Here is an 11,887-nt window from a genome sequence, read left to right as displayed (position 1 = left end):
TAATATTTCATGCCTGTCCGCCGACAGGAGGAATTAAATTTCAGAAATCGATTTTTATTCGATGATTATCCATTTGCGTCATTCCCCCGCCGCGGCGGGGGAATCCAGGAATCCTCCAGCGGCGGACGGGGCTATTTGCTAAACCAATGGTGGATAGTAAAAATACCGTGCCCCGTGTCCGCAGACAGGCGGGCGCTGGCCGGCAGGAGGTATCGGCATGACCAATCTCTGGATTCCCAATCAAGTTGGGAATGACGCGGGCAGTGTGGGAATGACATCATTATAGCATCCGCCTAAGGCGGACAAAAGGCCGGACAGTAGTGATATAATTTTTTTAATATATCCTCATTCGCAAAATTATAAAATATTTTTACATCAAAAACATAATCATTCTGTCAAATATTTACCGCTGCTTCCGATATATATTTAATAACAGCAAATTTGCTGCACAATAAGCTAAGGAGAGTCATGCCCAAAATAGACCAAATTCTCAAAATTGTCAAGTCTGCTAACGCCTCAGACCTTCATCTTGTCGCCGGGTCGGTTCCTATAATTCGGGTTAATGGCCAGCTTGAAAAAACCCGCCATCGACAGCTTTCCTCCTCGGAGGTCAAACAGCTTATTTATGAATTATTAACAGATGAGCAGATACGCAAGTTCGAGAAAGACGGCGACCTCGACCTCGCCTATGGAATCGAGGGTATAGCCCGTTTCAGAATGAATATATATCAAACCAATACAGGCATCGCCAGCGCTATCCGGCTTATTCCGGATGAGTCTTTTAATTTGGCTGCTCTTGGATTTCCGGATACTTTGCATAAGCTGGCAGAATCACAATCGGGATTAGTGCTTGTTACCGGACCTACAAATTCGGGAAAAACAACCACACTCTCCGCTTTAGTTGATTATATTAATACTAATTTTTCGAAACATATAATCACTTTAGAGGACCCGATTGAATATATCCATTCAAACAAAAATTCGCTTATCTCACAGCGGCAAATAGGCCTTCATGCAGAGTCGTTCGCCGCGGCATTAAGAGCGGCTTTACGTGAAGACCCCGATGTAATTTTAGTCGGCGAGATGCGGGACATCGAGACAATCTCACTGGCTGCCACCGCCGCGGAAGTTGGTCTATTTGTAATGGGCACGCTTCATACCTGCTCTGCTTCCGCAACGGTAGATCGTGTTGTTGACGTGTTTCCGCCAGAACAACAGCAACAAATTCGTATTATGCTGGCAGAATCCCTTCGCGCCATACTATCTCAGCAGCTATTAAGGCGAACTGATGGCCAGGGGCGAGTAGTAGCCTATGAATTGATGATAAAAACAACATCGATAGCCGGCATGATTCGTGAACATAAAACTCATCAGATTGCGACAGCTATCCAAACCGGACGCAAGCAGGGTATGCAGCTGCTTGATAATCATTTACAAGAACTGGTCGATAAAGACATTATTGATGTCAAAGAGGCGATTAGATGCGCAGTCGACCCATCGAAATTTTATACAAAACTGACTAAAGAAAAACCAATGATGGCAAGTAAATAAATGGCTCAACAGCAAAATAAAAAACAGCGTCTTGATGAGATTTTAATAAGTCAGGGATTGGTAGCCGAGCCTCAAGTGAAGGAGGCATTACTTCGCCAGAAACTAAGCGGCGGCAAATTTGGTTCGCAGTTAATGTATCTCAGATATATCGATGAGGCTGGATTAGTTAAAGCCTTAGCTTACCAATTTGGTTGTGAGGGCGTTATCCTGTCCAATATTAAAATCCCTGAAAATATTGTTAAAATGATTTCAATTAAAGTTGCCCAGTCGCGCAAGGTGATGCCTTTCGACTTTGATTCGAAGCTTAATCTTCTGAAAGTAGCCTGCGAAAATCCAAACGATCCAAACCTTGCTCGTGAGTTAAATTTTTCCAGCGGCAAAGAAATAAAATTATATGCAGCCGCCGAGATTGCCTTAAATACGGCAATTAACAGATATTACCTTGGACGTAAAGCCACGCTTGAGGACAACCTGCTTTTAGAGATACCGGATGATTTAACGGAGACTGGCGAGATACTGTTGGCAACTGAAGAAACCTCTACGGAACAGGCGGCAGACTCCCGCCTGTCGGTTCTTATAATATCCGATGAAGTATATTCTACGCCGCTACTGCAATCGCTTTTGGAACGGGATAATTATGTCGTTGATGTATTAGATTCGGCGGATGGCGCAATAGAATTATTTAAAACTCATATATATCATATTGTCTTTATTAAAGACAATATTTTAAATGATGCTAACGATTTAATTGATAGGATACGTAAAATATCGCCCGGAACGCTGATAAAAAATTTCAGAACCATATCTTCCTTACTTTTTGATAAAGACACACTCACAAGAAACAGCGAACTGCTTATAAACAATCTCAATCTTTTCACATCGCTTTTATCAGCTCATGCTAAATTGCCCTTTAATCACAGCGGCCGCGTTGGCCAGTTTACCGATAAGCTTTGCCGTAAATTAAGCCTTCCGGCGCGGGATAGATTGGCAATTGTCGATGCCGCTTATATTCATGACATTGCCAGGTTTTATTATGGCAGTGAAACAGCCGAGGATAGTCGTCAAATAGTCGAACTTACAATTAAATTGTTGTCCTCACTGAACTATCAGTCATCGGTTGTTGAAATACTGCGGTCGATGTATCAAAGCCTGACAGATAAATATAATGAATCATTGCCCATTGAAATACTGGGCGGCAATATTGTAACAGTAGTCGATTTATTTTGTGAAGCTATTCCGCAGAATGACCAGCTTACTCTTGACAAATTTGATGCTGTTAAAAAGAAATTTCGCGATATGTCGGGCAAACTGTTTTTAGCTGAAGTAGTTGAAGCTTTTGTTGAAATGGTTCAGGAGGATATGCTCAATCTTCAAACTGCGCGCAAGACTATGCAGGTGATGCTTTGCGTTGAGGACCAAACACATCTTCAACCGCTTGAATTGCGGCTCAACAACGAAGGATTTCGAACAGTTTCTCAAAGCAAGATAAGTTCATTTATTGAATTATATAAACGCAGCGAGCCAGACCTTATTATTGTAGTAATCGAGAGCGAACCGGAAGATGTCAAATCATTCATCGATGAACTTGCTAATGAAGGAATCAACTTTGAGCGAACCCCGGCTTTTCTGCTTGTAAATACCTCTTGCGTTCCCAAATTAACTAATTTGCTTGAGCAGGGCATAGAGGATATTATTGCTCTTGACGACAACCTCGATATATTGGTTAGCAAGGTAAAGAAGATTCAGGCGAGGATTACCGCTCGCGCTAAAGGCGCTGGCGAAAATGATGATGCCTCCGGCGCCCGGGGACGGCTGGCGGATATGAGTCTAATCGATTTAATTCAAGCGCTGGGACCAGCTTTGAAAACAGTCAGGATTATTGTCAAATCAAACAAACCGGATACAAAACCATTGGTGATGTATCTCGCTAAGGGCAATATTTCATTTGCCGAACTCGATAATCTAACTGGCGCTGAGGCTATCTATAAAGCGCTTACCTGGGCCGATGGGACATGGCTAATCGAACCGCTAACAATAGAGGAACTTCCACAACCGAACAATCAGCTTTCCAATGACTCGATACTGATGGAGGGCTGCTACCAAATGGACGAGAAACTTAAAAGCGGACAGTTGTTGTAGGGGTTTATTCTGTTGGCTTGAGAATAACACTAATAATTATTTTATTGCTATCGGCTTTTCTATAAACAAAAGACTAATATCTGTTGAATTGATAGGCATAATTTAGTATTATAATCAATGCGGTGTAATTTATTATAGTATGTTGAGGAACGGACATTTATGTTAGAAAAAATTAAAAGCTTCTTTTCAAAAAATATCTCATTAGACTCTAATGAGCAAATAGAAGATAGCGAAAATCAGATACAAATCGCTACTTGCGCCTTGCTAATTGAAATGGCTTCTATCGATGATGAATTCGACCCAGTTGAAAAAGAACGAATCGTTGACCATTTCAAGTCCAATTTTAATCTTTCCGATGATGATATAAAAAAATTAATTGGACTCGCCGAGGGTGAATTGGATAATCATATAGACCTCTGGAGTTTTACTAATCTGATTAATCAAAACTATTCCACAATCCAGAAAATGAAAGTAATCGAAACGATTTGGCGGGTAATTTATGCCGACGGCAAACTCTCGACTCATGAGGACTACTTAGTGCATAAGCTTTACAAGATGCTTGGTCTTACTCATGCCCAGTTAATTGAAGTTAAAATGAAGGTGCTGAAAGAACGCAAAGCAGACGATTAATCTATTGCGTATCAAATAGTCTCCTTGCCTGACAGCGGCTTAAAAGGGCGCGCAAAGTATTTATATATACCAATTTTTTATTGCCAATTCGTTTCCTGAACGTATAATAATAATATGCAGTCTATCATACGAAATATGTATAAAGCCAAAGGCATATTTATCTGCCGTCATCCGGTACATAAACAGTTTGATTTTACCGTTTCCCCATACCATATTCTCAAGCAGAAAAAATGTTATAAAAAAGGCTGTGTGGAATTTCTATGGCGATGCAATGTCGCCATAAAAGGGAAAAAATGTCCTCGCGATTATAAGCATGTCGGGCGCAACTGCTTTTCATGCAAATACTATTATGATGAAAAGATATGCCGCATACCGGAGGCTCTAATTGATGATGCCGCATTGAAACAGTTTTTTTATGATCTCGATGAATACGAGTTCTGGTTGACTGCGGTTCTTGGGCGGCGGGTTGATTTTTCCGGAAAAATCGCCTCAGTTTTTCCATCGCTGAAAAAAATTATCGATGACGGAAAATCATCCATGCGGATGAATGGTTTTCTGATAAAGTTTGCCAGCGGGCATATTGGCGAGGATTTTTTTGATGATACAATCTATCTCAAAATAGGTGCGGGATTTTTATCGAGATGGGAACCCGCCCCGGACGATGAAATTGAATGCACGGCGATACTCAACAATGACCGCGGCAGGGTAGTTCTTGCTCAACCGCGGCGTATCGAAATTAATCGAGGCGGCGGCAGTCCGATTATCGACTACTCGAAAGCCTTAGTCGGCAAAACCACCGGCGCTATTGTTAAAGATAATATTATTCACTGCCATAACTGCCCCTATGGCGCTATACTTGATATCGAGGAAATAAGCCCGAAACAAAACAGCTATCGGCGATTCTATTGTCTTCGAGGCATAGAGTATTCAAAAGATTGCTTAGTGAGGCTTGATAGAATTTTGCAGGATTATAAAAACGTTCAACAAACAGCAGGATAAATAATATGGCTAATGATGATAAAACAATTTTGGTAATCGGCGGCACAGGCATGCTGGGACAGCCCGTTGTTGATATGCTTGACCATTTTTGTTTCTCGCTGAAAATCTTCAGCCGCAGTCCCGACAAAGCAAAAAAAATCTTCGGCAAAAATTTCGAGATTGTTAAAGGCGATATCGGCGACAGTGATTCATTGAAGAGGGCAATGTCGGGTTGTTATGGTGTGCATATAAACCTTAAAGGCGGACCAAAGCCAAAGGATTTCGATAGAATTGAACATCACGGAACAAAAGCAATAGTAAGTGCCGCTATGGAAATGGGCATTAAGAGAATAACTTATCTATCCGGCTGCAGTGTTGCCAGAGAACGCTGCCAACATGCCATGATTAAGGCAAAATATGATGCCGAGCAGGCAATTATCAACAGCGGCCTCGAATACTCGATTTTCAGGGCTGCCTGGTTTATGGAATCACTGCCGTTATTCATACGAGACAATCAAGCCGCAGTATTGGGGAAACAACCACACAAACTGCACTGGCTGGCCGCTGAGGATTATGCCAAAATGACGGCCAAATCATATATGCAAGACGAAGCTGTCAATAAGGTGTTGACTGTTTTTGGTCCGGAAACATATACTATGAAAGAGGCGCTGGAAATATTTTGCAAAATCGCCTATCCTGAAGCGAAAGTTACAAATGTGCCGCTTGGAGTTTTGTCGTTTATCGCTGCGATAAAATTTAGTAAGCAGTTGAAAGAGGTATTAATGATAATGAAATATTTCGAACAAACCGGCGAGTATGGCAACCCCTCGGAGGCTGATGAACTGCTTGGCAGCCCCCAGATAACGCTTGAGAAGTGGAGTAAGGCTTATAAGGAGAGTATGGGGGCGTAATATTGGATATAATCTCATCACAACGATAATCATAATTTTTTATACAGGAAAACACTCCATTCGCTATGCCCTTGACACTCCAGTAAAAATAATATATTTTAACATTCGCTATTATGGAACATACGGGCGAATATCGGGTAAAAATATGGAAAATGAATGGAGGTAGAATGGATCCACAGATAGAGGAAATTCAAAAAGTAATCGACCAACAAGGCGCTTTCGTCGGCCGCCTGACTGATGAAATAGGTAATGTCATTGTTGGTCAGAAATACCTGATTGAACGCCTGTTAATCGGCCTTTTAGCGGATGGTCATATCCTGATTGAGGGTGTGCCCGGTTTGGCTAAGACGCTGGCTGTCAAAACATTATCTGATGCGGTTAAAACGGAGTTCAAACGCATCCAGTTTACGCCCGACCTTCTGCCGGGTGATTTAACCGGTACTATGGTTTATACCAACGGCGAATTCATACCCCGTAAAGGACCTATATTTTCCAATTTCATTCTGGCCGATGAGATAAACCGCGCGCCCGCAAAGGTTCAGTCGGCTCTTTTGGAGGCGATGCAGGAACGGCAGGTTACTATTGGCGACAATTCGTATGAATTGCCGAAACCGTTTATAGTGCTGGCAACCCAGAATCCAATCGAGCAGGAAGGCACCTATCCTCTGCCGGAGGCGCAGGTTGACCGATTTATGCTGAAACTGAAAATCGATTATCCCGAACGCGATGAGGAACTGCAAATTCAGGAACGGATGGCTGTTAAAGATATTCCTAAAGTGAATACGGTTATCACGCCGGATGATATCCTTCAGGCGCGGGATGCGGTTTATAAAATCTATGTTGATGAAAAAGTAAAAAACTATATCGTTGATATTGTCATGGCCAGCCGCAATCCGGAAAAATACGGACTCGACATTAAAGAACTTATTGCCTATGGCGCCTCTCCGAGAGCGACTATATATCTAAACCTTGCCGGCAGGGCGCATGCTTTCCTTCAGGGGCGCGCTTATATGACGCCTGATGATGTCAAGTCTATCGGGCCGGATGTCCTTCGCCATCGGATAATCCTGAGTTATGAAGCCGAGGCAGAGGAATTAACCTCTGATGAAATAGTCCAAAAAATCTTTGATGGTGTTGAAGTTCCATAGACTATGCTGCCTACCGAACTGTTTAAAAAGATACGCAAGATCGAGATAAAAACATCGCGGATGGTAAACGATGTTTTTTCCGGGGAATACCATTCAATTTTCCGAGGCCGGGGGATGGAATTTTCGGAGGTGCGCGAATATATGCCCGGCGATGATGTTCGCACTATCGATTGGAATGTAACCGCCCGCTACAATCATCCCTATGTGAAAATATTCCGCGAGGAGCGCGAGCTTACCGTGATATTGGCGGTCGATCTTTCAGCCTCCGGCGATTTCGGCAGTTTAGACAAGATGCGCCGTGAAATATCGGCTGAGATCGCTGCAGTGCTGGCATTTTCCGCCACTCGCAACAACGATAAAGTGGGACTGCTTTTATTCACCGACAAGATTGAAAAATATATCCCGCCCAAGAAAGGCCGGTTTCATGTCCTTCGCCTTATTCGGGAAGTGTTGTATTTCAAACCCTCCGGCAAAAAAACAAATATCAGCGGTGCATTCGATTACCTTTTGAGAGTAATAAAAAAACGAAGCGTGATGTTTCTCATATCCGATTTTTTAGACAGCGATTTTCAAAGACCGCTGGGGTTGGCGGCTAATAAGCATGACCTGATAGCGGTGAAAATATATGATCCTCTCGAAAGGCAAATACCGAAAACCGGGATAATAAATTTAAAAGACCTTGAAACAGGCAGAGAAATTCTGGTCGATTTTTCAAATAAAACCAATAGACAAAATTTGGCGCTTAAAGCATATAATGCAAGAGCCGACCTGCATAAATTTTTCAAGCGGCATAAAATCGATACAATTGAGCTGAGTACGCATGAGGATTACACTCAGCCGCTTTACAGATTTTTTGAGCAAAGAGCGAAGCGTATCAGGAGATAATATAGACTGATTGCTATGAAATCACTTTCTGAAAATTTAACTAATCACATTTTATTAGTAGGGGTTATCCTGCTGATGGCTGTTGTATTTGCCTATGCCGATGAAGACCAGCCCGAAAGCCCGATAAACTTCAATGTCTCAATCTCGCAAGATACCCTTACAATCGGCGATGCTTTCACAGTTAATCTTACCGCCGATTATCCGGAGGAGCTTAAGCTGTCTCAGCCGACAATTAAAGCCGCTCAGAGTTCGTTTATTTTAAAATCCGAACCGGTAATTAAGACCAAAACACGCAATAATCGCAAGTATGATGAATACACTTTCAAGCTTTCGGCATTCGATACCGGCGAACTTGATATCCCGGCATTTGAATTTTTCTGGTATGATAAAGACGATAATCAGCATACGACATCATCTCCATCGAAGAAGGTGTATGTAAACAGTATCCTGCCTGCCGATACTACCGGTTTGGATATAAAGGATATTATCGGCCCGAAACCTTTGCCTCTGCGCTGGTGGCTTTATGTGCTTATTGGTCTGGCGGCGGCGGCAGTTATTATCGCAATTTATTTATTGTATAGATGGAAAATGAAAGGCATGATATTACCGGAAGCTCCGCCCGAACCGCCCTATGACATCGCTATCCGTAATTTGATTCAGCTTAAGGATAAAAACCTTCCGGCAAAAGGCAAAATCAAGCAGTATTACATTGAACTCTCTGATATTATCAGGCAGTACATCCAGGGGCGGTTCGATATTATCGCTGTTGAGGCTACGACATATGAACTAAAGAGAAAACTGAAACATCCTGAACTTCCGCGGGATAAATCTGCCGCGGTGCTAAGCTTTTTAAATCGTTCTGATATGGTGAAATTCGCTAAACATCTCCCCGATTCAAATATTATCGATGAAGATTATGACATGGTGAAGGATTTTACTATCGCAACTAAACCGGCAGAAACAGTACCAGATGAGAATGCCAAGCAAACAGAGGCGGCAAAATGATAAGATTTGCTCAACCATATTTTCTTATTATGTTAGTTTTGCCAGTTGCGTTCTTAGTTCTCTATTACTGGAAACGGTTTTTAAAACCGGCGGCGTTAAGCTATTCGGATACTCATTTGTTTGCCAAACCTAAAATCACATTTAGAATTTTTCTATATCATGCCCTGCCTGTTATAATGTCGTTTTCAGTAGCGCTGGCAATAATAGCGGCGGCTCGTCCTCAGGCCGGACACGGACAACGCCAGGTTTTTACGGAAGGCATCGATATAATACTGGCGCTCGACATATCAGGCAGTATGCAGGCAGCGGATTTTAAGCCTGATAACCGTCTTACTGTATCGAAGCGGGTGATTAAGAATTTCATCGAGGGCAGGCAGGGCGACCGTATCGGCTTAGTGGTTTTCGCGAGTCAGGCATTTACTCAATGTCCCTTAACAACCGATTATTCCCTGCTTCTTAAATTTTTAGATGAAGTCGATTTTGGTATGGTCGAGGATGGCACTGCTATCGGTCTTGCATTAGCCACATCGGCAAACAGGCTGGCGACATCGGATGCCAAGAGCAAGATTGTCGTTTTGCTCACCGATGGCGTCAATAATTCCGGTCAGATTGACCCGACCACGGCGGCGAAAGCCATAGCCGCCCTCGGCATAAAAACCTATACAATCGGCGCTGGCAAACAAGGGATGGTCGATTTTCCCATAAATGACCCGATTTTCGGCAAGCGGTATATTAAAAGAAAATCTGAAATCGATGAGGAAACGTTAAAAGAAGTGGCTAATATAACCGGCGGCAGGTTCTATCGCGCCACCAACAGCAAAGCCCTTCAGGAAATTTATAATGAGATTTCCGATATGGAGCAAACTAAAATCGAGGTTAAAGAGTATTACAAGTATGAAGAACTTTATGCTGATTTTCTTGACTGGGGATTAGTTTTGTTAATTGTCGGTTTGTTTATAAGCACAATAGCGGTAAGGAGCATCCCATGAGATTCCTCAATCAAAACATGCTTTACTTGCTTTTATTAGTGCCGCTATTTGTTGTGATATTTGCAATCGGTTCAAGAGTAGTTAATCATCGCCTTAGGCAATTAGGCGGATTGCAGATAAACAAGATGGTTGAAAAATCGTTCTCCGGCCAGCGCCGGCGTTTGAAAGTAATCCTTTCGTTAATTGGAATGACCCTGATGATACTGGCATTGGCGCGTCCCCAATATGGTTCTGAATTGATTAAAATCAAATCTACCGGAACTGAGGTGATGATTGCCCTTGATGTGTCGCTTTCTATGCTGGCGGGCGATTTTTATCCAAATCGGCTGGAGAAGGCTCGACGGGAGATTATAACGTTAGCCGAAAATCTCGAAGGCGAAAGTATTGGTTTAATAGTATTTTCCGGTCAGGCGTTTGTTCAGTGTCCGCTTACTATCGACCATAGCGCATTTAGAATGTTTCTTGATGTTGTCGATGTGGGAATCATCTCCGACACGGGCACCGATATTGAAAAAGCTATCGAGAAAGCGGCTGAAAGTTTTTCTGTCGAGAGTGAGGCTGATAAAGTTATGGTAATTTTTACCGATGGCGAAACTCATGAGGAAGACCCGGTAGCGGCGGCAGAAAAATATCGCGATCAATTCAGGATATTTACTGTCGGCGTGGGTACAGCTCAGGGCGAACCTATTCCACAGCTCGAGCCTGATGGTTCAATCGCGGGCTATAAAAAAGATGATAATGATGAAACTGTTATTTCAAAATTAAACGAATCACTACTTCAGGAGATAGCCGCGGCTTCCGGCGGCGCCTCCTATCGTTCAACGCCGGGCGAACAGGAATTGCAGTCGATAATCAAGAAAATTAAGCGTATGGAAAAAGGGGAAACAGAGGGAAATTTCCGCCGACTGTATGATGAAAAATTTCAGTACTTCCTTATACCCGGTATTATATTTATTATAGCGGCGATGTTTTTAAGCGAGAGGAGGAATCGTGTATAGCAAATTAATTGTCATATTCGCAGTTATCATAACCTCCTCGGCATTTGCCCAAGATTACCGCAGTCATATGAATAGCGGGCAAAAGAATTACGAGGCTGAAAAATATCAGGATGCGGCTGGTCAGTTTCATCAAGCGGAGGTACTAAATCCGGATGATCCCCAGGCATCATTTAATTACGGCGCGGCGCTGTATAAAAGCGATGACTTTGCCAAAGCCGCCGAAAAGTTTTCTCAATCTGCAATTACAGCAAAAGACGAATCTAAAAGCGCTGCTTATTATAATTTGGGAAATTCGCTATTCAAAGGCCGGGACTATGCCAAGGCGATGGAGGCATTTAAAAATGCGCTGATAAATGACCCATCTATGCAGGAAGCAAAATTCAATTACGAGCTGTCAAAAGTTCGCTTGGAACAACAACAGCAGCAACAGCAAGAACAGAATAGCGAATGCGATAAAGATAAACAGGACGAAAAAGACCAGCAGCAGCAGCAGCAAGACAAGCAAAACCAACAGGATAAACAAAAACAGGACCAACAACAGCAGGAACAAAAACAGCAGGAACAAAAACAGCAACAAAATCAGCAAGACCAACAGAATCAGCAGCAGCAGCAGCAGCAGCCTAAGAAAGGCGAGATGTCGGAGAAAGAAGCCA

At 42.7% G+C, this 11,887-nt stretch carries 11 protein-coding genes; all 11 read left to right on the top strand.

Going from position 1 to position 11,887, the window contains the following annotated elements; translation table 11 throughout:
* Positions 1–468 precede the first annotated feature (468 nt).
* Entirely contained in the window at positions 469–1,551 is a 1,083-nt protein-coding gene (locus tag J7K40_13180) for a PilT/PilU family type 4a pilus ATPase (GenBank protein MCD6163346.1), read from the top strand.
* Positions 1,552–3,690, top strand: coding sequence for a DUF4388 domain-containing protein (locus J7K40_13175; protein MCD6163345.1), 2,139 nt, complete (start codon positions 1,552–1,554; stop codon positions 3,688–3,690).
* Positions 3,691–3,849: 159 nt separating this feature from the next.
* Positions 3,850–4,320 carry a TerB family tellurite resistance protein gene (locus tag J7K40_13170; protein ID MCD6163344.1) on the top strand — a complete coding sequence of 157 codons (471 nt, stop codon included), beginning with the start codon at positions 3,850–3,852 and terminating at the stop codon, positions 4,318–4,320.
* 114 nt (positions 4,321–4,434) lie between these two features.
* Positions 4,435–5,319 (top strand): hypothetical protein, encoded by an 885-nt coding sequence (locus J7K40_13165; GenBank protein ID MCD6163343.1) that lies wholly within the window; start codon positions 4,435–4,437, stop codon positions 5,317–5,319.
* A gap of 5 nt (positions 5,320–5,324) precedes the next feature.
* On the top strand, positions 5,325–6,209 hold the full coding sequence (locus tag J7K40_13160) for an NAD(P)H-binding protein (GenBank protein ID MCD6163342.1): 885 nt from the start codon (positions 5,325–5,327) through the stop codon (positions 6,207–6,209).
* A gap of 167 nt (positions 6,210–6,376) precedes the next feature.
* Complete coding sequence (locus J7K40_13155; GenBank protein MCD6163341.1) at positions 6,377–7,357, top strand: MoxR family ATPase; 981 nt, start codon at positions 6,377–6,379, stop codon at positions 7,355–7,357.
* A gap of 3 nt (positions 7,358–7,360) precedes the next feature.
* Positions 7,361–8,242: a DUF58 domain-containing protein gene (locus tag J7K40_13150; protein ID MCD6163340.1), complete on the top strand. Its 882-nt coding sequence runs from the start codon at positions 7,361–7,363 to the stop codon at positions 8,240–8,242.
* Between the two features lie 75 nt (positions 8,243–8,317).
* Complete coding sequence (locus tag J7K40_13145; protein ID MCD6163339.1) at positions 8,318–9,247, top strand: hypothetical protein; 930 nt, start codon at positions 8,318–8,320, stop codon at positions 9,245–9,247.
* Positions 9,244–10,236 carry a VWA domain-containing protein gene (locus J7K40_13140; protein MCD6163338.1) on the top strand — a complete coding sequence of 331 codons (993 nt, stop codon included), beginning with the start codon at positions 9,244–9,246 and terminating at the stop codon, positions 10,234–10,236. Before J7K40_13145 ends, J7K40_13140 begins: the two co-directional genes overlap by 4 nt.
* On the top strand, positions 10,233–11,234 hold the full coding sequence (locus J7K40_13135) for a VWA domain-containing protein (GenBank protein MCD6163337.1): 1,002 nt from the start codon (positions 10,233–10,235) through the stop codon (positions 11,232–11,234). The genes J7K40_13140 and J7K40_13135 overlap by 4 nt, the downstream gene beginning before the upstream one ends.
* The coding region (locus tag J7K40_13130) for a tetratricopeptide repeat protein (GenBank protein MCD6163336.1) at positions 11,227–11,887 on the top strand (661 nt) is incomplete at its 3' end. The genes J7K40_13135 and J7K40_13130, both read left to right, overlap by 8 nt.

Source organism: Candidatus Zixiibacteriota bacterium (genome assembly GCA_021159005.1).
Taxonomy (GTDB): domain Bacteria; phylum Zixibacteria; class MSB-5A5; order UBA10806; family 4484-95; genus JAGGSN01.
Note: the sequence above shows the minus strand (reverse complement) of the source record. Positions and strands in the feature narration are given on the sequence as shown.

What these genes read in the sequence shown, in the direction of transcription:
- J7K40_13180 (MCD6163346.1), top strand. Translation starts at nt 469, where the DNA reads ATGCCCAAAATAGACCAAATTCTCAAAATTGTCAAGTCTGCTAACGCC.
- J7K40_13175 (MCD6163345.1), top strand. Translation starts at nt 1,552, where the DNA reads ATGGCTCAACAGCAAAATAAAAAACAGCGTCTTGATGAGATTTTAATA.
- J7K40_13170 (MCD6163344.1), top strand. Translation starts at nt 3,850, where the DNA reads ATGTTAGAAAAAATTAAAAGCTTCTTTTCAAAAAATATCTCATTAGAC.
- J7K40_13165 (MCD6163343.1), top strand. Translation starts at nt 4,435, where the DNA reads ATGCAGTCTATCATACGAAATATGTATAAAGCCAAAGGCATATTTATC.
- J7K40_13160 (MCD6163342.1), top strand. Translation starts at nt 5,325, where the DNA reads ATGGCTAATGATGATAAAACAATTTTGGTAATCGGCGGCACAGGCATG.
- J7K40_13155 (MCD6163341.1), top strand. Translation starts at nt 6,377, where the DNA reads ATGGATCCACAGATAGAGGAAATTCAAAAAGTAATCGACCAACAAGGC.
- J7K40_13150 (MCD6163340.1), top strand. Translation starts at nt 7,361, where the DNA reads ATGCTGCCTACCGAACTGTTTAAAAAGATACGCAAGATCGAGATAAAA.
- J7K40_13145 (MCD6163339.1), top strand. Translation starts at nt 8,318, where the DNA reads ATGGCTGTTGTATTTGCCTATGCCGATGAAGACCAGCCCGAAAGCCCG.
- J7K40_13140 (MCD6163338.1), top strand. Translation starts at nt 9,244, where the DNA reads ATGATAAGATTTGCTCAACCATATTTTCTTATTATGTTAGTTTTGCCA.
- J7K40_13135 (MCD6163337.1), top strand. Translation starts at nt 10,233, where the DNA reads ATGAGATTCCTCAATCAAAACATGCTTTACTTGCTTTTATTAGTGCCG.